The organism is Sphingobacterium kitahiroshimense, assembly GCF_025961315.1.
GTDB classification, from domain to species: Bacteria; Bacteroidota; Bacteroidia; order Sphingobacteriales; family Sphingobacteriaceae; genus Sphingobacterium; species Sphingobacterium anhuiense.
Map to the genome: position 1 here is coordinate 5,424,480 of NZ_JAOQNK010000001.1, position 22,487 is coordinate 5,446,966.

Below are 22,487 nucleotides of genomic sequence, written 5' to 3' on the forward strand. Positions count from 1 at the left end.
TATATTGATAGATTTTAATGTAACTTATTTAATATATAACGCAGTTAAAGCCGTGCCACTAAGCACGGTTTTTTTTGTTGAAAAATAATATAGTATTTGCTCAGAGGTAGATTAAGAGTCTTTTATATAGAAAAGTTGCTGGAAATATGTCGGAAATTTATAAAAGGGCTCTCGCTTAGTCTGTTTGTGTCTCCTTTTATTTTTTATATCTTAGGAAGAGTAAACTAAATATAAACCTGAACTCAATTGATTTATCATATCCTGATCCTTTAAGGTTAAATTATTCATTTTAATTGGTGGGGATAGTTATAGGTAAACTTTTGTAATGGCAATCAATGCCTACATTATGATGAATAGACAAAAATTTATTAAAACCTCTACATTATTAGCGGCATCTGCATTATTTTTTAAAAGAACAAAGGTGTTGGCAGATTCAAAAAAAATACGCATTGGTGTAATCGGTGTAAATGGGATGGGATGGTCCAATCTCACCGCAATATTAAAAAATACAAATGTCGTATGCACTGCACTTTGCGATATAGATGAAAATGTTCTAAATAACCGTGTTTTCGAATTGAAAAAGCGTGATATAAACGTTAAGACATATATTGATTATAAGCAATTATTAGCAGATAATAATGTTGATGCTGTGATTATAGGAACTCCCGATCATTGGCATTGTTTGATGATGGTGGATGCCGTTACGGCGGGGAAACATGTCTATGTAGAAAAACCGATTGGCAATTCGATCAAAGAGTGTGAGCTCATGGTGGCCGCCGCTCAAAAGTATAATGCTATTGTTCAAGTAGGGCAGTGGCAACGTAGTCAACAGCATTTTGAGGATGCTATAAAATTTCTACATACTGGTAGTCTCGGTAAGGTAAGAATGGTTAAAGTATGGGCCTACTTAGGTTGGAAGAAGGATGTTCCAATTGTCCCGGATTCAGCAATTCCAGCAGGTGTACATTATGATAGATGGTTGGGCCCTGCTACAAAAAGGCCTTTTAATGTCAATCGTTTTCATTTTAATTTCCGTTGGTTTTGGGATTATGCCGGCGGTCTGATGACAGATTGGGGCGTGCATATGCTGGATTTTGCGTTGATCGGTATGAAAGTTTCGGATCCACGTTCGATCATGGCAGCAGGAGGAAAATTTGCTTATCCCGATGATGTTGAGGAGACACCAGATACTTTGACAACTTTATATGAGTTTGATGGGTTTAATGTGCAGTGGGAACATGCAATAGGTATTGATGGTGGACCTTATAACAAAGGCCATGGTGTGGCTTTTATCGGAAACAATGGCACTTTAGTACTGAATAGAGAGGGGTGGGAAGTATTGCCAGAAGGGGATCGAATGGCTGCGGTACCATTTCAAAAATCAAAAGATAATGGTTTGGAAAGGCATATGGACAACTTTGTTGAAGCAATTCTTACGCGAAATAAAAGTATTCTGAAAGCCCCTGTTGAAGCGGGTGCACATATTGCCATTTTATCTCAAATGGGAAATATTGCATACAGAACGGGTAAAAAATTGTACTGGGATAAGGACAAACGTCAGTTCTCAGATAAAGAAGCGAATAAGTATTTGGCAGCAAATTATCATAATGGTTATTCGTATCCTAAAGTGTAGATATTTAGGATTGCTAGTTACTTGTTGGAAATAATTATTGAAGAATTGTTCAATACTTGTTTGTGTTAGTCTATTATTCTTTTGTCAAAAAGGATTTTTTGAATTTCAAAAATAGCCATGAATGTAAAGTACTATTGGTTAATGTTTACATCATATTTTTCTTTATTAAAATCTAGTTGTTATATTTAGATCAACCAAATAATAAATTTTTGTAAAGTTTAATTCTAAACATGCTATGAAAACTCTCCAATTTAATGTGCCGACAACACAAGGACAAAGTTTAACGATACAAGAAGATGTAATGGATTCATTTTATCCGCATTTGCACAGTCATCAAGAAGCACAATTAATGTGGATTAAAAAGGGTGAGGGCGTTTTGGTTGTCGAAGATACTTTGCACCCTTTTAAAGAAAATGATATATTTTTTTTGGGAGCCAATCAACCTCATGTATTTAAATCGATGTCTCAAGATGGCTTATTCAATGAATCAAGATCAATTTCTATTTTCTTTGATCCGCACGGTAAGTTGAAGTCCTTGTTTTCATTAGGTGAGTTTGAATCCCTGAATCATTTTATTAACCGTAATTCATGTGGATTTAAAGTGCCAGAGGCTTATTTTAATCAAATTTCTGAAAGAGTAGTACAATTAAAGAGTGCTGATGAGCTGGATAAATTAATGCAGTTCTTTTATTTGTTACGCTCATTAGCTTCAATTTCTAAAGAAACAGTTCCACTTTGTGCTGAAAGAATTGAATCAGCTATCCAATCCAACGGAAATGTAAGTCGAATGACTTTAGTTTGCAATTACATAAAAGAAAATTATAAAAAAGAACTTACATTGGAAGATGTCGCTAACCATGCCAATTTAACTCCGCAGGCCTTCTGTCGGTACTTTAAAAAACATTGCGGAATTACTTTTGTATCTTATTTAAATCGCATCCGCATAAAAGAAGTCTGCCATAAATTAAATGGAGATCACTTAGACAGTGTGTCGTTTATTGCTTTTAGCAGTGGTTTTAATAGTATAACTAATTTTAATCGCGTTTTTAAACAGATCATAGGATGTAACCCAAAGGAATATACAAACAACTACAGACAGACTATTTTTACAGAAATTTAAAAAATCCTTAGTTGTGAAGATCTTCTAATGATCTCCATAACCAACATCATCCAGTTTACCTTTAAACACTTTAAATTGGATAATGAAATAAACAATAACCAATACAGCGGCGATAGAAAACCAGCCTAGTCCAACAGATAATCCATACTCGTGTGCGGCTACGTTTTGCACCGTTAAAGATGGGTTTACAGTATTTGTCGATGGAAGTAAGATTGGAAACATAGATGCTATAGTAGAGCCGAAACTTCCGAAGATAAATAGGGATGAAAATATAAATCCTGATAAGTCTTTTTTGAATTTTTTAATTTGAAACTGCCCAACTAGTCCGATAGAAGCAATGATCGGGAAAATCCAAAGCCAATAATAAGTTCCAAAATTATGCAGTGAAATTGGTTTCACATAGTGCCACACAAAAGCGGATAAGATTACTAAAAATAATAAGACAAAGTTGAGCTTAAATATGACCTCTTTTAATCGCTGGCTTAAAGAGCTAGAAGTTTTTAATATAATCCAGTTAGCGCCGTGGATAGTCAGTGTAACAACTGCGACTAGGCCTAATAGTATGGTGAACCAGTCAATGATACCTTGATGTTCTGCCAGTGGATCAAATGTTGGGTTCCAAAGTGCCAGAAAGAAATAATGTGGTTCCTGTTTAGAGACTCCATTTTCGACCATACCAAGGTTCACTCCCCGGACAACATTACCTAAAGCCGCTCCAAAGAATAAAGCAAGCAGGAGACTGGCTAAGCCAAAAGCTTTATCCCACAATGCTTCCCACATGCGGTTATGCACTTGACCTCTTAATTCTAAACTTATTGCTCGAAAGATAAGCAACCAGAGAACAAGCATCAAGGGTAAATAGAAGCCACTGAAAGCTGAAGCATATAACGTTGGGAAGGCAAAAAATAAGACCCCTCCCGAAGCGATGAGCCATACTTCATTAGCATCCCAAAAAGGTCCGATAGAATTTGTTACTGCTTTTCTTTCTTCTTCTGTCTTCGCAAAAAAGAGATGAACAATTCCTGCTCCAAAGTCATAACCATCTAGAATAACATAGATTCCTAGCATGACCATTAATACGATAAACCAAAATATTTCCATGATCAATTACGTTAAGGAGATTTGAGGCTCAGGACCTTTTCTTATTATTTTTAACACAAGCATTAAAAATAATAATCCTAATAAAATATAAAGTCCAACAAACCCTAATAAAGTAAATAGGGCATTGCCAGAAGAAACGGTTGGAGAAACGCCATCTACCATGCGCATCAGGTTGTATACAAGCCAGGGTTGTCTTCCTAGTTCAGCTGTATACCATCCTGCAGTATTAGCGATATAGGGGAAAGGAATCATAAACATGATGATCCAGAGCAACCATTTTGTCTGAAATAATTTGTTTTTCCAAAGTAAAAACGTGGCCGCTACCATTATTGCAATAAAAATGGTGCCTAGGCCCGCCATGATATGATAACCATAATACAGTCCAGGTACATTGGTAGGATGTATGGATTCGTCAAATTCATTCAAACCCTTGATCTCTGCATCCCAACGTTGATAGGTAAGAAAGCTAAGGACATTTGGAACAGCAATTTTGTTATCTAATTTTTTATTTTGCATATCTGGCTGACCAATAAGTACGATTTCTGATCCCCCTTTTTCGGTCTTAAAAATACCTTCCATAGCCGCAAAGGTGACCGGTTGATATTTGACAACATTCTTAGCAGCCATATCACCTGTTGGAAAAGCAACTACAATAGAGGATATAACACCGAAAATGACACCAGTTTTAACGAACATTTTTCCAAATTTGCTGTGTTTATTACTCAATAAGTAAAAAGCACCTATGGATGCTACAAAGAAAGAGCTCGTAATCAGAGAACCTGCCTGATTATGTAAATAGGAAGGCCATAGCCATGGATTATTAAAAAGCGCAGTAAAATTATTTAATACAAATTTTCCATTTTCTAATATTTCATATCCCACCGGATACTGCATCCAGGAATGGGTTGCAATGATGAGAAAGCCGCTCGCCCAAGAACCGATAAATACCATTAATCCAGAGAGGAAATGGAGTTTGTGTCCAAGTAACTTTTCTCCAAAAAGAAACATCCCTAGAAAGGACGATTCTAGAAAGAAGGAGAACATACCCTCCATGGCTAATGTTTGTCCGATAATGCCACCCGTTAATTCGGAAAATTTTGCCCAGTTCGTACCAAATTGAAATTCCATTGGAATACCCGTGACGACACCCATTGTAAAGTTCAAAGCGAATATTTTCATCCAGAATTTTGCAGCATGATTGTATTCTTCAATTTTCGTTCGTAAGAATTTCCATTTGAAGTAAACGATCATCAGGGAGAGGCCCATCGTTAATTGCGGAAACAGGTAGTGAAAGGTAATGGTGAAAGCAAACTGTAACCGATTGTAAAGAATCATGTCTTCCATACGACATTATATGAGGTTAAAATATAACCTAAATATAATTGTTTTTTATATGGGAAACAATAAAGTGCTTTTACTTATTTGTGATGATTTTTATAAACCATCCTGCAGATTGAGTTGGATGCGGAATGGCTATTATGATATTATGAAACACTTATTGATTTCTATTATGGCTTTATTTTAATAAAGATTTATAAAATATAAACCACTATTAAAGCAACATAGTTGCATGTAAGGTTTTAATTATTATATTTGCAACATAGTTGCGTATATGGCGACTTCGAATTGTTTTACTTAAATCAAAATCTAATCATGAAAATGAAATTTATCAAACGTATTACTGTACTTTTATTGGCTTCGGTGGTTTTTTTAATTGGAGTATCGTCTTGCAAAAAGGATGAACAGGTTCCTGTCGAGAAGGAAGAAATTAGGGCATCTCTACAGTTTACTGAGCTTCAGGGCACTAAAGGAGCAGGTCATGGGGATCATTTTCACGGTGTTACCACTGCTAAGGAAGGTGCTGTAATTACTGTAAACTTTGATGCCTCTGGTAACGCTTTAACAAAAGGTGCGATTAACTTAGATGCTGAGCTCGCGTACAAAATGGATTTAAAAGTTTACGATGAAAAAGGAATAGAAATTCAAGATAATTTTGTAAAGAATCAGGCAACAGCCGGCGATTACAAGGCATTTTTAATAGGAGATAAATTAATCGCAAATGCAAATACGGAAACAAATGGAGGTGCTATTTTTCAACCACGAGAAACTGATTATGCTGATGGAACTAAAGTTAATGGTAAATATGAGATGACAGGTCTGAAGGCATTTTTTACGTTGGGCTCTGAAAACAAGGGAAAAACTAAAAAATTAATTTATTCCTTGCGTAAAATAGAGCCTGGGGTAAAAGCTACGATTGAACGTGTCGATTTACTTGATCCAGGCTATGCAAGCAAATTTAAAGGTGCAAACGTGCTCGAATTAAAATTTGATATTAAATAAGGTCTTTTATTTAATCTGAAAAACGCAAAAGAGGTGTAACCATTTTGATTACACCTCTTTTAAATCATATTGCGTTACTTTAAGAAGTAATTTTTCTGCTCGTAGGATCTATGACTGTTTTAGTTCCTAAAAATCATTAGCCCTGTGATTTTTCTAATAGTGAAATAGCATAAAACAATACGCCAGCTTCACCTCTAAAGGTGCCTGATCCTTCAGGTTTATTATCCTTTGTATACCACTCATAAAAGCCTTTATTTTTTATTACCCGATCCAACATCGGTTTCATTTGTTCATATGCCTCCTTTTCGTAACCATTTTTGACCAACTGTTGTATCATACGGCCACCAAACCAGGTCCAATCCCCACCGTTTTGATATCCATATGGATACATACCTTTATTTTTGAATGAACCTGCAGGGTAAGTCGGATAGATCGTCAAGCCGATTGTAGCGGCACCGGAATCTTTCACATTTTTGACCATCTTATCTAAGGCTGTTTTTATTTGTTCCTTACTCAGTAAATTGGCTTCGATAGCAATAGCAGTACCACCATGATAGTAGATCTGATTCTCATCGAAATCTGAAGAAAATGGTGATCCGTTGATATAAATATGGGGGATAAATTTTTGATTTTTCTCATCCCAAAGATGCTTTATTGTATTGGCAGCGATTTCATCGCGGATGGGTTTCCACTGGGATGCTTTTTCAGGAACAAGTTCCATATAGTTATCCAATGCAATTAGAAACATTGCATTATCATAAATGTCTAATGCAATATGAGAATTTTCATCTAAATGCACACCCCAATCATGTTCCGGTTGTACATCACCCCAATCAACCGTGGTTGCACCCCAAAGTAAACCATAAGTTTTATTGTATCGTTCATTCATTAAGAACTGGAGGGCATTTTCCATTTTGTCTTTAACGATACTATTACCCACCTTGGCCGATAAGAAAGATGTATCCTGGGATGCTTTCACATATTTGTAAACAGCCTGAATCAAAGAAGTTTCCTGATCTGTTTCTACGGTATTTTTATGCCCCGCATAATCTGGAGCTAATACATTTGTTATCGTATAGTAGTCAGATGTGCCATTTTTTAAGCTCGCTTTTTTAACAAAGCCATCTGCAATATTCCCATCTGGCCCCTGTAGTTTTAGAAATATAAGCAATTGATCTTTGATTTGCTCATGAGGATGCACTTGTGTAGCTAAATTGATAAAGGTATTGTAATCTCTGATCCATACCTCTCCATATCCATCTCCAGCATTGAAACCGGATTTTATGGTATTGGTTGCCATATCTTTGACTAGTTGAAAACTACTGTCTTTTTTCATATCGGCCTGCCAACTGTTTTGTGTTCCTTTGCTTCCACTTGGATTGCAGGAAAATAAAAGGGCAGAGGAAGCTATTGCAAAAAATAAGTTTTTCATATTTTTAGATGTTTAGTTTAAAATTGGTTGCATTTTGAATCTTTAACGTATGATTGGATCACTTTTACCGGCTGTTTTCCAAGGTTACGAAGTGAATATGATCCTGTTGCAGCTGGAATGGCAAATGTCTCAACATAATTAAAAACTTCCCTCATACCATTTGAAGTTGTTAATTCCACAGCCTCCCCTTCAACAAGCATCAGAATATGACACTGATTTTTTGTTTCAATCGTTACCTCTTGGTCAAAGTCATAGCGTACGACATCATAAAAATGATCTTCATGTGTAGCTAAATGAACTTTAGTTGTTTGATTATCAATTTTGTGGGAAACAGGTTTCGCAATTAACGTATCGTTGACCACTTGTCCTTTTCTTTCAAAATTAAGATTGTCAAAAGCACGGTCGATATTTAAAGGACGTGGTTTGCCATCCAAATCCGGTCTTACCCAATCATACATTTTAAAGGTGAAGTTGTATGGAGTCGCACTAATTTCTAAAACTAAATTATCGATACCAGATGAATGCACTGTACCATGCGGTATCAAGTATAAATCATGCTTTTTAGATTCAAATTTTTGAATATATTGATCTACCTCAATGGCTTCTCCGGTTTTAAAACTATGTTCTAAAGCACTTTGAAATTTATCTTTATTGATATCGTCTTGAAAACCTAGGTATACTTGTGCATCTCCTTTTCTGTCTACAATGTAATAGGTTTCATCTTGAGTAAAGTTTTCTCCAAATTGTGACTTTGCATACTTCGGGCTAGGGTGACACTGTATTGATAAATTTCCTCCATCAAAGGTATCTAAGAAATTAAATCTAATTGGGAAATCTACACCAAATCTTGGTTCAGCCAAGCCTAGGACATTTTTGCTTTCAGTGAACATCAATTGATCAAATGAAATTTCCAGAAGTAGATCATTAAATTTTAATGACAAGCCATTTTCTGGAACAATCATCTCGAAGGACCAGGCGTAGTTTTTTGCACTTTGATCTATCCCTGTTAGATGATCTTTCATCCATTGTCCACCCCAAACACCAGATTCAAATGTAGGTTTTACTCTAAAATAATTGACAGACATTTGATGCAAGGTCTGTCTTAAATCAGATCCCTTTATCCAAGGTAATGTGTTGTCAGATTGCTGATCTGCCATGATTTCTATCCGAGATAGAATTGAATTTTTGTGGCTATTTAACGCTTGCCAATCCACAAAATAATATCGTTTGTAAATCTGTTTTGGATCTTTTGAATTGCTGCATCCTAAGTTCCATGCTTTTCCAGCTCTCATGCGCTGAATTAGAACACTTTTAGGCAAATCAACATACATGATAGAAGCTTCATTATCTAAAAGAGCTGCTCCAGGTCCGTAAAAGATGATATACTCTTGGTTATTTGCGAGCATATCATGGAATTTCGCTAATTTTTCAGCGTTAAAATAAGAAGATAATGGAAGAGGGGATTTTTTTCCAAATAAGGGATCATTTCCACCAAGATAAGGTGCTACCTGATTATTAATAATCTCTTCTGATAAAAGTGCCTCATCAATAGCGATGAAGCGTGGTTTAATGTCGTAATTTTTAAATTCTTTTGAAATCTCTCCAATGACAAATTTCCAATCTACACCAACAAAACCATCGATGATACGTATATTATTGTCGAGCAGTACACGAACTAATTTTTGAAATGAGCTTGAGATTTCACCTGTAGCAGGGAAAGCGGGCATAATATTGTACTGGCCTATTGCTGAGTCTTTAATGGTATGCATATTTAATTATTTTATTGAAATCTGTTGAATGTATAGCTAACTTATTTACGGGCTTTATCTTTCCAATATTTCTCTATTTCTTCCAAGGGTTTACCCTTAGTTTCAGGTAAAAATAGGAGTACGGTTATAAAGGCAATAGCGCAGAAGAATGCAAATAGCCAAAAGGTGTAGCGAGCTCCCCAAGCATCTAGGATGATGGGGGTCAATTGACCGATAATGGCATCTGAAATCCACATAACCAAGATACTGATACCCATGGCGCGCGCTCGGATGGAATTTGGGAAAATCTCTGAAGCAACTACAAATTTTAATGGACCAATAGAAAAGGCAAAGAAAAACATAAACGAAAGTATCGAAATGATTAAAGCCGTATTGTTAATCTCTTGATTTGTTGCAAATAGAAACCCGGTCACAATTAGGCTGAGGGTAGCCCCCAATGTTCCAAATACATATAGAGGTCTTCGTCCCCAGTTATCCACTTTCCATATTGCAAAGCATGTGAAAAGTACGTTTGCAAGACCAAAGAACAATTGCGCATGATAGGAATTGCTCATCGAAATGCCCGAATCCAGAAGAATCGTCGGACCATAGTAAACAATGGCATTAATACCACTAAGTTGTGAGAATAGCGGTAGGAGTAAACCCAGTAAGAATGCTTTTCTGTAAACCGGAGAAAAAAGGTCTTTTAGTTTTCCTTTTGTTTCAGGTGGGCTATTTTGTAAATTTTGGAGATTAAGTTTAGCACTTATTTCAGCTACCTCAGCATTTCTTCCAACTTTTAGTAACCAACGTGGGCTTTCTGGAACAAAGTATGCTCCAATAGAAAGTAATATTGCAGGTATTGCACCAACTAAGAACATAGTCCGCCACTGTCCATGAGTTTGTGAAGGAAGATGTTGAATAATCAGATAATTACTAATATAAGCGATCAGAATACCAAAAGTGATTGCCAGTTGATAGGAAGTCACGGCTCGGCCTCGAAATTGACTTGGGGATATCTCTGCAATGTATAGCGGAACAACGATAGAAGCAATGCCGACACCGATGCCACCAAGTCCACGAAAAAGAATAAGCATCATATAGCTCGTGCTTAGTCCACAGCCTATTGCTGATACTAAAAAGAGAATAGATGCAACGATAAGCGCAGGCTTGCGGCCGTACTTATCGCTAAAGCTACCTGTAAAAATCACGCCCACTATACAGCCAATTAAAGCTGAACTGACAAATATGCCTTCTTGATTTGGTGTTAATCCAAAAAATTGCTTTACTAAAGGTAATGCTCCTGCTATAACGGCCATATCAAATCCGAAAAGTAGCCCCCCTAGCGACACGATACATAGAATAAGGATGAAAAATTTATTCATATTAAGGTTTTATAATTAGTATGTATATACATACAAACATATATTTATTTTTTTAATAATGCAAAAAATCTTACTTTAGCCTAAGTAATAAATATGATGAATCTTAAAATAGACCATAAAAGTCCGATACCATTACATATACAGGCCGAGAATTTGTTGCGTGAACTGATCAAGCAACCGGAATATATTGATGGGAAATTATTGCCAAATGAAATTGAACTGGCTAAGCGCTTGGCAATTTCACGTTCAACATTACGGCTGGCAATCAATAAGTTGGTTTACGAAGAGCTGTTAATCAGGAAGAAGGGGATAGGTACCAAGGTAGCAAGTGCTAAATTTAGTTCAAAGTCTAAAAATTGGTTAAGTTTCTCGCAAGAGATGAAAAATCGGGGTCTCGAGGTGAAAAATTTTGAACTTCATGTTAGTTGGGAAATTCCTGATAAAGCAGTTTCACAATTTTTTGATGTACCAGAAGATTTGAAGTTACTTAAATTAGAACGTTTGCGAGGTAAAAAAGACGATCCGTTTGTTTATTTTATCTCTTACTTCCATCCGCGTATTGGTTTGACCGGAGATGAAGATTTTAAACGTCCGCTTTATGAAATATTAGAAGCCGATTTTCATATTGTAGCCGATCTGTCTCAGGAAGAACTGGATGCGATGGCAGCTAATAAATTTATCGCCGACAAGCTTGAAATAGCTATTGGTGCACCTATTTTGTCAAGGAAGAGATTTGTCTTTGATCAATCAGGAAGGCCTATTGAATACAATCTTGGATATTATCGTGCTGAGAGTTTTACGTATACCGTAGAAAGTAGACGCGATTATTAGTATATAAAATGAATCTGGATAATTAATTATCCAGATTCATTTGTAACAAAGTTTTTAGTTTTTATTTAAAGTTTCTTTAGCCCAATCGTTCATTAATAGAATCGCTTTGCTTAAAACTCCGGCAGAGCCTTTGAATTTACCAGAACCACTAGGAACATCATTTTTTCCATACCATTCGTAAAATCCTTTATTTTTGACCACTCGGTTTATCATCGGTTGAATCTCTTCATAGGCTTCTTTTGGATAGCCGTTTAATACTAATTGTTGTATCATTCTACCACCAAACCAGGTCCAGTCTCCACCATTTTGATAGGCGTAAGGTTTTGACATCCAGCCTTTGAAAAATCCTTCAGGATAGGTCGGATATAGTGTAAGGCCGATACTTGGCATGCCAGATAGACGTACATTTTCCAACATTTGATCATTGACTGTTTTAATTTCTTCTTTACTTAAAAGTCCCGATTCAATAGCTATGGCTGTTCCACCGTGGTAATGAATTTTATTCTCATCAAATCCTTCAGGCAGTGGCGAATCTTTAGGATAAATATGCGGAATGAATTTTTGTTGTTTTTTATCCCAAAGGTGTTTCATGGTGTTGATCTCAATTTCCTTTTTCAGACTTTTCCATTCGTTTATTTTTTTTGCGTCGGGCATAATATCAATAAGTGTTTTTAGAGCAATGATGTACATGGCATTGTCGTAAACATCAATCGCTTCATTGGATAGATTATTCCAGTCACAACCAAAATCATCATGTGGTTGGACATCTCCCCAGTCTGCGGTCATTGCTCCCCACAAGAGTTTATATTCTTTATTGTATCGCTCACGATGTAAATAATCCAGCATCAGTTGAATGCGGTCCTTTACAAGTATACCACCGATGTTTTCTTCAAGGATACTATGATCTTTTGTTTTTGTAATGTATTTGCCCAGAAGTTGAATAAGCGAGGTTTCTTGATCAGTCTCTACGGTATTCTTAAAGCCCACATGTTCAGGGTCGTTCTCCGAATAATAAGGAGTATCATCGTGCCAGGTGAAGTCTTTTTTCAAGACGTAACCATCAACCATTTCGCCGTTCTTTTGCTGCATCTTAAAGAATACTAAGATAGCTCCTCTTACCTCCTCTTTAGTACGTTCTTCTAGTGCGGTTTCGATAAAAGTATTCAAGTCGCGCGCCCATATTTGCGAGTAGCCGCTTCCGGCATTGAAGCCTTCTTTAATGACCTGTCTCGCTAGGCTGTCAACAAAAGCTAATTTTTGATCAGCTAAAATAGTTTTTGCAAGTTCAATATCTTGACTTTTCTGTTTCGATGTGCAGCCTGCTAGCAGTAGCGCGAAAGTAAGGATCGGTATGCATCTTTTCATAACGGATTAAATTTTGGTTTATTCTTATGTATATACATTCAAAAGTATAAAAAAACAATCTTTAATTCCAAATTATCCTGCTTTAAATTGTTTGGTATTCATAATTTTACAATTATTCATATCTGTTTTTATTTTTTAATGCTTTATTTTTTGATCTTTAATTTTACTCTATGTCTATACATTTGAAATTTATTTTATAAGTTTGTGTGTAAACCTTATAAATAAAGATGATAAAAAATATAATCATGTATTGCTGTGGAGTATTGACCTTTATTACATGCTCTTACGCACAGCAAAAACAACATTTAACCCAATATGTTAAACCCAATATAGGTTCAGTTCATAGTCGGTATTTTTTTTATACTCCAGCGGCAGTGCCTTTTGGAATGGCTAAATTAGCACCTAGTACAGATGGTAGTTATGGAAATCGCTCCGGTTGGGAGGCTGTTGGTTATGATGATAGACATCATTCAATAGCAGGATTTCCTCATTTTCATGAATTTCAAATCGGTGGAGTTGTCTTTGCACCAACGGTTGGGGAAATAAAAACCAATGCTGGTAAAGTGGATATGCCCCATAGTGGTTACCTTTCTTCTTTTGATAAAGTAGATGAATTTGCCACATCAGGATATTATCGTGTAAAATTAAAAGATTATGGTATTCAGGCAGAATTAACGGCCACAAAAAGGGTAGGTTTCCATAAATATACATTTCCTTCAACTGATTCAGCAAATGTAATTTTTGATATTGGTCATGTCATGGGGGAAAGCGGTCCTGTCATTGATGCTCAGGTTACTTATGATCAGCAACATGTATGGGGTTATGTGATAACAAGTCCGCTTTATGTACAGAAATATCAAAAAGGAGCCGATATAAAAATGTATTTTTTTGCTGAGATTGATAAATTGCCTGTCGCTTATGGTACCTTTCTAGATTCAGAAATTTTTGCGGATAAAAAAACGATAAAAGGTAAAGGAGCAGGTCTCTATTTACGCTTTAAGACCAAAAAAGGGGAAGCGATTGAACTAAAGACAGGTCTATCCTATACTTCGATTGAAAATGCTAAATTGAACCTGCTTCAGGAAGCTAAAAAGTTAAATTTTGAAGAAGCTAAGAAGAATGCGATTCAGATTTGGGATGCCGAATTGGGGCGTGTTCTTGTTGAAGGGGGTAAAATTGAAGACCGGACTAAGTTCTATACAGCGCTTTATCATGCCTTATTGGGAAGAGGCTTAGCTAGTGATGTCAATGGTGCATATCCTAAGAATGACGGTAGTATCGGACAGATTCCTTTAAATGGGAAAGGTATTCCGGTACATCATCATTATAATACTGATGCAATCTGGGGAGCTTTTTGGAATCTGACACAATTATGGTCTATTGCATATCCTGATTATTATAATGATTGGATCCAAAGTCAATTGCTCGTATATAAAGATGCAGGTTGGTTAGGAGATGGTATTGCTAATAGTAAATATGTGTCAGGTGTGGGTACTAATTTTACTGGTTTGGCAATCGCTGCCGCATATAATGTCGGAATCAGAAATTATGATGTTGACTTAGCCTATCAGGCAGTTAGAAAAAATGAATTAGAATCTAAAGATCGGCTTCCGGGTGCAGGCAAATTGGATGTAGGGGTTTTTGTCGATAAGGGATACTCCCCTTATATAAAAGATGAAACAGGTAATCCAGAGCTCTTAACCAATGGGTCTCCATTTGGTGCTTCGCATACCTTAGAGTATGCCTTTTCAGCAGCAGCAGCGGCACAATTTGCCAAGTCTTTGAAACATGAGTCGGACTACAGTGTGCTCAATAAATTATCAGATGCATGGCGGACATTGTATGATCCTTCAACCAAATTTATGAGACCTAAGGATAGTGAAGGAAGATTCATTCAAAATTTTAATCCCTATGAATCATGGCGCGGTTTTCAGGAAGGAAATGCCTGGCAATACACTTTTTACGTTCCACACGTACCGCAGGAGTTAGTAAAACTTGTCGGCGAAGATTTGTTTAATCGACGTCTGGATAGCATCTTTACAATTTCGCAAAAGAATATCTTTGGAGGAGGTGCACATATTGATGCTTTTGCGGGGATTGAAAGCCTCTATAATCATGGTAATCAACCTAATTTACATATTTCCTGGTTGTTTTATTTCTCAGGACGACCAGACCTGAGTCAGAAGTGGGTACGTGCAATCTGTAATGAATTCTATGGTACAGAAGCAATACACGGTTACGGTTTTGGACAAGATGAAGATCAGGGACAATTGGGGGCCTGGTACGTCATGTCTAGCATAGGGTTGTTTGATGTAAGAAGCTTAACCAGTGAAAACCCATCTTTTCAAGTTGGGGCTCCTCTTTTTGATCGTATAACCATCTCGTTGCCTAAAACACTACGCAAAAATAAATTTGAGATCGAAGTTAAAAATCAAGATACAAGTAGGATATATCTGGATCAGATCCAATTGAATGGAAAGATCTTGTCTGGTCAGGAGTTGCCGTTTCAAGACTTGGTAAAAGGAGGGAAGATGAGTATTGTTTTAAAGAATAAATAATTTTTTAGTTTCATCGTATATTTAGATTAAATCATTCCGCATAATATTAGATTGTCTTTTATCCAAAAAAACAGCCCCAAAAATTGAAACATTTTGGGGCTGTTTTTTTGGATATTAGAAATGATATCAGAGAAATAGAAAGTAATATTACTGATGATAGACATTCATAATATATTGCATGATAATCATATTTTTATCCATTTATTAGATTTGAATACTTGGTTACATTTGTAATAAGAGTTTAATTTATATTCACTGATTATTATGATAAAACAATACCTAGGGATTTTTCTGTTCCTATTTTCGCTACATTTTTCTGCTACAGCTCAGGAACATCAGAAATTGGATGGGGTATGGCGTTTCCGGTTGGATGAAAAAAATGTAGGGCTGGCACAAGGTTGGCAAAAGCAAGATTTAGATAAACGTATTACTATTCCGGGGACAACCGATCAGGCCAGGTATGGTGAAAAAACTACGGGTTCAGATTTTGGGATCTTGACCCGAGCTTATAAATATTACGGTCCCGCATGGTATCAAATGGACTTTGTTGTACCTGCGAATTGGAAAGATAAACGTTTGTATTTAAACCTAGAACGTGTTATGTGGGAGTCTAAGGTTTTTATTGATGATAAAGAAATTGCAACGTACGATGCGTTAAGTTCTGCGCATCTTCATGACCTTGGGTATGTATCGCCTGGAAAGCATCGTTTGACAGTACGTGTCAATAACGATATGATCCATAATATAGGAGACAAAGGTCACGTCTATACAGAATACACACAGAGTATCTGGAATGGAATGGTTGGTCAGGTAGAATTAATTGCTAAAAATGCGACAAGATTTCAAAATCCACAAATATTTACGAAGATCTCTCCAAAAAAACTACAGATAAAAGATACACTTGTAAATGAAGGCGGAAAGAGTAGAAATATTTCGCTATCCATTATATTATCAGATCGTAAAACGAAGGATAAAGTCTTTGAGACAAAAAAGAATATTGATCTGCGGGGCGTACGACAAGTATTGGATATAGAAGAGCAGATGCCGGATTTAGTGAAATTATGGGATGATATGAACCCAAATTTGTATACGCTTTCTATTCAAGTTCTAGATAGGAAAGGCAATTTACTGGATAGGAAGGAAATGGAAATAGGGTTTCGTGAGATCAAAGCGTCTAAGTCAAAAATTACGGTTAATGGCAAACCTGTTTTCTTTCGTGGGAACCTAGATTGTGTCCATTTTCCTTTGACAGGATATCCAGCAATGCACGTTGAAGAATGGGAACGTATCTTTAAAATATACAAAGATTATGGTTTAAATCATGTTCGTTTTCATTCTTGGTGTCCTCCTGAAGCCGCATTTCAGGCGGCAGATCGTCTAGGCTTATACCTACAACCTGAAGTAATCTGGTTAGACTGGTGGATGGCCGCAGATAACCCAGGTCGTGAAGAGATGAATACAAAAGGTAGACCACAAGGGCTGGGCAGTAATCCTTCAGCAGATGCTTTCACGCAGAAAGAGATTTACCGTATGTTTGCATCTTATGGTAATCATGCATCTTTTGCAACGATGTCTATCGGTAATGAGTTGGGTAATTCAAATTTCGATGTGATGGAGTCATGGTTAAAACCTTATAAGGAAAATGATAACAGAAGATTGTACGCAGTTTCATCCGCACGTAAGATCACTGATATGGACCAGTTTATCGCGACACATTATATTGATAAGCTTGGTGGCACGCGAGGTATAATCGGAGCGCACACCGATTGGGATTTTGAAAAAGTATACAGTCAGTCTAAAATACCTGTCATTGCACATGAAATTGGGCAGTGGCCCGTATATCCGAAATGGGATGAGATAAAAAAATATACCGGAGTATTAAAAGCACGCAATTTTGAAGAATTCAGAGAGCAGGCGCGCAAGAACAATATTGAGGAACAGAATGAAGAATTTGTTCAGGCATCAGGAGCGTTGAATCAAATCATGTATAAACATGAAATCGAATCTTTCTTACGAACACCGTCTGCGGCAGGTATACAGTTGTTAAGTATGCAGGATTATCAAGGTCAAGGCGAAGCACTGATAGGCTGGTTGGACGTATTTTACGATAGTAAGGGAATCACAACACCCGATAAATTTAGAATGCATAATGATACCACTGTTACCCTCTTGCGTATACCCAAATTTGTATGGAAGGCCGAAGAACCATTTTTAGCCAAAGTGCAACTGGCACATTATGGATCAACCGATATACAGGATGGTATCTACTGGAGTATCAGAGATGAAGAGAGTCGTGTAATTGCAAAAGGTACCTTTGCAAAAAGAACATTTGCTAGAGGAACTTCAGATCTCGTTGGTGAAATTAAAACTAATTTATCTGCGGTTCAAAAAGCGGGTAAATTGACAATCGAAGTAGGTTTAGAAAATCGAGCCAATAAAAATGAATGGCAAATATGGGTATATCCTACAGTTAAAAAGGAGGAAACGAAAAAGGTCTATGTTGCAAATAGGTTTGATGCAAAAACTGAAGAAGTCCTTAGAAATGGAGGAACGGTATTACTGGATGCTTCCGATCTTGGAAACTTAGAGAGCTCCGATATCATCAGTTATTATCCATTGTACTGGTCATTAACGTTCTTCCCGGGACAAGGGAAAAATACCATTGGTATGATCGTAAGAGATAAGCATCCTGCATTCAAAAGTTTTCCTACAGATTCACATAGTGACTGGCAGTGGCAGCATATTTATGGTGGAGCAAGAGCATTTTATATCAATGAGTTTCCTGCCTCATACAGACCATTGGCACAACCTGTAGATGATTTTCATAGAAATAATAAATTGGCATCTATATTTGAACTGAAAGTGGGTAATGGAAAGTTATTGGTGACAGGTTTTAATATACAAGATGAAAAAAATATTGTAAGTCAGCAACTTCGTTCAAGCTTATTAGCTTACGCAGCTTCAGACGATTTTGATCCTAGTTACGGTCGTGATGCTTCTTTGTTACGTAAAACGTTTACTTATATCGAGCCCTTAAAGACAGCTGTACCCTCTGAATTTTCAAAGGCAGTTTTATATGTAGAAGGAGGTAAATTGTCTAAGAAAATCAATCAAAATATTGACTGGACTAAAGATCTAGATCAGAGTGAGAGTAAAAAGGGGACAACCTATACTGTTAAAGCAGATGGTGTTTGGAAGGACGAAACAAGTGCCGCTTGGCAGGGAAAGGAAATAGAGGTAGACCTAAAAGTACCACAAGGCATGATCGGTTCTCTTTATTTGTTTTTCCATGACTGGAATAGTAATGGACGTGAGGCAGATATCAATTTTGAAGGACGTGACTATACACTCACACGCCATGATAAAGAGGGTAAATGGGTTAAACTTCATGTAATGCGAGAAGATTCTAACGATGGCAACTTAAAGCTTAAGATAAAAGGAACGAAAGGGCCTAATATTATGCTTTCTAAGCTGTCGCTTGTTGAAGATGTCGAATAATATATATCAACGTGTTATAAAAAGGCCTTCCTATTCGGAAGGCCTTTTTACGTATCATCCATTTATGATACGTCAAAATGGATATCTCGATTAAAAATTATCATATATTAACCTATTTGATAACGAAATTTAAATCAGTGGAGCACCTTGTAATACGTCAACAGATAGATGTTGTATTTAGTTTTGCTAAACATTTTGTGTTTTTTAATATGTAATTGACTGTTTATTAATATAAAATTTACATTAAAGTTTACTTATATTAAATTTTTGTTTATAAATTTGAAATTAATCCATGTTGTTTTTTGTATGCTATTTACATCTTTAAGTGGAATGATTTAATAATGGGAAGAACTACAATTAATGGCAATTAACGTAATTAAATAACCAAATATTTATGATGAAAATGAAAAAAATTATCGCAATTAATTTATTGTTGATTTTGACCACTGTTTGTACAGCGCTAGCTGGTGGACCTAAAAGTAAGCGAATAGTAATGATCGCATTGGACGGAATTTCTGTCGAAGGATTCAAGCAGGCACATACACCAAATCTTGATGCTTTAATGGCAGAAGGAGCATTATCGATGACTACTAGGGTGGTCATGCCTTCCGTAACCCTTCCAAATTGGACCAGTCATCTTACTGGAAGTGGGCCAGAACAGCACGGAGTAGTAGATAATGGCTGGCAGATCGATAAATTTAAGTTACCGGCAGTGGTAAAAGATGCTCAGGGTTATTACCCTTCTGTATTTACCGTTGTTAAAGAACAAATGCCAAATGTTAAAACTGCCTTTTACTATAACTGGATTAATCTCTTCTACCCGCATAATCAGAAAAATTTTGATGAAGTTAGCTACTTAAAAGATGATGCCTATATTGAAAATTACGATAAAGCATTTAATTTTATTGTGAAAAATAAGAAAGATCCAACCCTTGTATTCCTTTACTCAGTACATACCGATCATGCCGGGCATAGTCATAAATGGATGTCTCCAGAATACATCAAATCGATTGAAGAAGCTGACGTGCAAATAGGCATATTTTTAGAGAAAATGAAAAAAGAAGGTCTATATGAGGGCACCAATTTTATGTTCTTATCAGATCATGGTGGTATTGAATATGGACATGGCGGTGTAAGTGTCGATGAGATGATCGTACCATGGGGAGTTATAGGACCAAAAATTAAGAAAGGATTAAAAATTGAAGAACCTAACAATACGGTAAATACGGCAGCAATGATCTTGCATTTGTTTGGACTTAAAAAGCCCTTAGCGTGGACAGGGGAAGTGCTGGAATCTGTGTTTAAATAGAGAAATAGTTATAGTGATGAAAGCCAGTCAAAGGAAATCCATTTTCTTTAACTGGCTTTTTTTGATGTTTATGTTAAATGGGCATGTTTTAATGTCAACATAGCACTAATAGATGGTAAAATAGTGTCTTTTACTTTTAGTGGAAAGCGCTATTTTAGAAGTAATTGGAGAAACACTATATGAATAAAATATTGGGCCAGGCGATTCTTTTTTTGATGGTATGCTTTGTAACGGTTGGTCATGGAGCACTTGCGCAGACCATTCAAGCAAATGAGCATGGAATACAGCCCAATACATTTGAAGATGCATCTGCAACCATGCAACAGGTGCTAAAGCATTGTAAAGATAAAAAAGCGAAGAAACTTGTCTTACAGCCGGGACGTTATGATTTTTGGCCGGAGAAAGCTGCGCAAAGAAAACTATACATTACCAATAGTTCTTCAGAAACAGAATGGCCAGATAAAACCAAACATATCGGAATGTTAATAGAAGATATGCATGATCTGGTGGTAGAAGGAAATGGCGCTGAATTTGTATTTCATGGTAAGATGACCACATTTTCGATTATCAGGAGCAGTAATATTCGTTTGCAGGATCTGACTATTACCTTTGAACGACCTACGATGTCCGAAATGACCATAAAAGAATTAGGTGCAGGATATCTGGTCGCTCAAGTAAATCCCACATCGACCTACACGCTCAAGAATAATAAGTTATATTGGTATGGGGAAGGTTGGACACCCGGAGACCATTTACACACGATGATGGTAGATACGGCACAGGGGATAAGTCTTTATAGTAAATATGAACCATTAGCCAAGGCCAGAGTAAAAGAAATAGCACCCAATATTTTGCGTTTTGAGGGGGAACTAAAGGCTGATTATAAAGTTGGGGGTATATTAAGTATGCGTAATACTGTTCGGGACGAAGTTGGGGGATTTATCTATCGGTCTAAAAACATCAAACTCTTTAATCTCACCATGAACTATATGCATGGCATTGGTATTACCTCTCAGTTTTCCGAAAATCTGGATTATGAACAAGTAAAAGTCGTGCCCGTTAAAGGAAGGTCTATTGCTGCTTTTGCTGACGGGATGCAGTTTTCGGGTTGCAAAGGGAAGATCAAAGTTTCCAACTGTCATTTTAAAGGCCTGCATGATGATCCGATCAATGTTCACGGAACATATCTACAGATCGCTGAAATTGTATCTCCGAAAGAATTAATAGTCGAATTTAAACATCATCAATCTTACGGCTTTGATGCTTTTACACTTCATGATACGATTAGTATTGTGAGTAGAGAGGCTATACAACCATTGGGACAGTTAACGGTTACAGGTATTGAAACCTTATCTTTAACTAAGATTCGATTGAAATTGAATGGTAGTATACCTACAAATACGAAAATAGGAGATGCTGTTGAAAATCTGACCTGGACTCCAGAAGTTGAGATCCGTGATAGTCGTTTTGAAAGAACAAATGCACGAGGCATATTGGTGACAACGCCGCGTAGAGTACAAATTGAAGGTAATACATTTTACCGAACAGGTATGCACGGTATTTTGATTGCGGGAGATGTGAACAGCTGGTTTGAGTCGGGAGCAGTGAGGGATGTGACCATTAAAAATAACTCATTTGTAGAATGTGGCTATAACCTACCGGGAAATAATTATGCAATAGCTATTCTTCCAGAAAATAGAGCGCAGATCAAAGGACATTTTGTGCATCGTAATATCAAAATTGTCGATAATGATTTTACTTTATACTCGCCACATCTCTTAACCGCTAGAAGTGTCACTGGATTGACTTTTGAGAGCAACCATATAACGAAGAGTACGTTCGATTTTCCATTTACAAAAGATTTAGACATGCGGGCTCCAGCTGTCGTATTGGATAACTGTCAAAAAGTGTTAATCAAAAAAAATACAGCAACAGATGAGGAACTGTCACTAGCTATGCATAATATGAGTAAGCGCGATGTTAAAACAGATCTTAAAATTCATTAATAAGAATATGATTCAGTTCGCAAAATATTTAATTTTAATAGTTAAAACAGTGTATATGCAAGCGATATCGTACGCTTCATTATAAAAGTAACTATGTAGATGTGTAGACAACTATTGTGTTTATAAATGTTGAATAGTGTATGAAAAAGCGACAGGATTTT

14 protein-coding genes are annotated in these 22,487 nt (G+C 36.5%); 8 read left to right on the forward strand and 6 right to left on the reverse strand.

What is annotated here, in order from left to right; genetic code table 11:
* The first annotated feature begins 346 nt into the window (after positions 1–346).
* A complete protein-coding gene (locus tag M2265_RS23305) occupies positions 347–1,633 on the forward strand; it encodes a Gfo/Idh/MocA family protein (protein ID WP_165905893.1) in 1,287 nt (428 codons plus the stop codon).
* Between the two features lie 235 nt (positions 1,634–1,868).
* Positions 1,869–2,753 (forward strand): AraC family transcriptional regulator, encoded by an 885-nt coding sequence (locus tag M2265_RS23310; RefSeq protein ID WP_132770274.1) that lies wholly within the window; start codon positions 1,869–1,871, stop codon positions 2,751–2,753.
* A gap of 24 nt (positions 2,754–2,777) precedes the next feature.
* Here the strand turns inward: M2265_RS23310 and cydB are convergent, their stop codons facing one another.
* Together cydB and M2265_RS23320 are read right to left on the reverse strand one after the other, a co-directional pair.
* Positions 2,778–3,854, reverse strand: coding sequence for a cytochrome d ubiquinol oxidase subunit II (gene cydB / locus M2265_RS23315; protein WP_132770272.1), 1,077 nt, complete (start codon positions 3,852–3,854; stop codon positions 2,778–2,780).
* Positions 3,855–3,860: 6 nt separating this feature from the next.
* Positions 3,861–5,198, reverse strand: a complete 1,338-nt coding sequence (locus M2265_RS23320; RefSeq protein ID WP_132770270.1) for a cytochrome ubiquinol oxidase subunit I — start codon at positions 5,196–5,198, stop codon at positions 3,861–3,863.
* Positions 5,199–5,507: 309 nt separating this feature from the next.
* Here M2265_RS23320 and M2265_RS23325 point away from each other — a divergent pair, with 309 nt between their 5' ends.
* Complete coding sequence (locus M2265_RS23325; RefSeq protein WP_132770269.1) at positions 5,508–6,194, forward strand: hypothetical protein; 687 nt, start codon at positions 5,508–5,510, stop codon at positions 6,192–6,194.
* A gap of 136 nt (positions 6,195–6,330) precedes the next feature.
* Here M2265_RS23325 and M2265_RS23330 read toward each other — a convergent pair whose 3' ends face one another.
* The 3 genes from M2265_RS23330 to M2265_RS23340 are packed head-to-tail and all read right to left on the reverse strand — an operon-like array spanning position 6,331 to position 10,759.
* The gene (locus M2265_RS23330) at positions 6,331–7,626 is read right to left on the reverse strand and encodes an amylo-alpha-1,6-glucosidase (RefSeq protein ID WP_132770267.1); all 1,296 of its coding nucleotides are present in this window, start codon (positions 7,624–7,626) and stop codon (positions 6,331–6,333) included.
* Between the two features lie 17 nt (positions 7,627–7,643).
* Positions 7,644–9,395: a class I mannose-6-phosphate isomerase gene (locus tag M2265_RS23335; RefSeq protein ID WP_132770265.1), complete on the reverse strand. Its 1,752-nt coding sequence runs from the start codon at positions 9,393–9,395 to the stop codon at positions 7,644–7,646.
* Between the two features lie 41 nt (positions 9,396–9,436).
* Entirely contained in the window at positions 9,437–10,759 is a 1,323-nt protein-coding gene (locus M2265_RS23340; protein WP_132770263.1) for a sugar porter family MFS transporter, read from the reverse strand.
* A gap of 93 nt (positions 10,760–10,852) precedes the next feature.
* On the opposite strand from M2265_RS23340, the gene M2265_RS23345 reads away from it, so the two are divergent.
* Positions 10,853–11,590 carry a GntR family transcriptional regulator gene (locus tag M2265_RS23345; protein ID WP_231576925.1) on the forward strand — a complete coding sequence of 246 codons (738 nt, stop codon included), beginning with the start codon at positions 10,853–10,855 and terminating at the stop codon, positions 11,588–11,590.
* Between the two features lie 54 nt (positions 11,591–11,644).
* Here M2265_RS23345 and M2265_RS23350 read toward each other — a convergent pair whose 3' ends face one another.
* Complete coding sequence (locus M2265_RS23350; RefSeq protein ID WP_132770261.1) at positions 11,645–12,955, reverse strand: hypothetical protein; 1,311 nt, start codon at positions 12,953–12,955, stop codon at positions 11,645–11,647.
* 227 nt (positions 12,956–13,182) lie between these two features.
* On the opposite strand from M2265_RS23350, the gene M2265_RS23355 reads away from it, so the two are divergent.
* From M2265_RS23355 to M2265_RS23370, 4 genes are all read left to right on the forward strand, one after another.
* Positions 13,183–15,513: a GH92 family glycosyl hydrolase gene (locus M2265_RS23355; RefSeq protein WP_132770259.1), complete on the forward strand. Its 2,331-nt coding sequence runs from the start codon at positions 13,183–13,185 to the stop codon at positions 15,511–15,513.
* Between the two features lie 264 nt (positions 15,514–15,777).
* Positions 15,778–19,011 (forward strand): sugar-binding domain-containing protein, encoded by a 3,234-nt coding sequence (locus M2265_RS23360; RefSeq protein WP_132770257.1) that lies wholly within the window; start codon positions 15,778–15,780, stop codon positions 19,009–19,011.
* 394 nt (positions 19,012–19,405) lie between these two features.
* Positions 19,406–20,320, forward strand: a complete 915-nt coding sequence (locus M2265_RS23365; protein ID WP_132770256.1) for an alkaline phosphatase family protein — start codon at positions 19,406–19,408, stop codon at positions 20,318–20,320.
* 179 nt (positions 20,321–20,499) lie between these two features.
* On the forward strand, positions 20,500–22,326 hold the full coding sequence (locus M2265_RS23370) for a right-handed parallel beta-helix repeat-containing protein (RefSeq protein ID WP_132770254.1): 1,827 nt from the start codon (positions 20,500–20,502) through the stop codon (positions 22,324–22,326).
* Positions 22,327–22,487 lie beyond the last annotated feature (161 nt).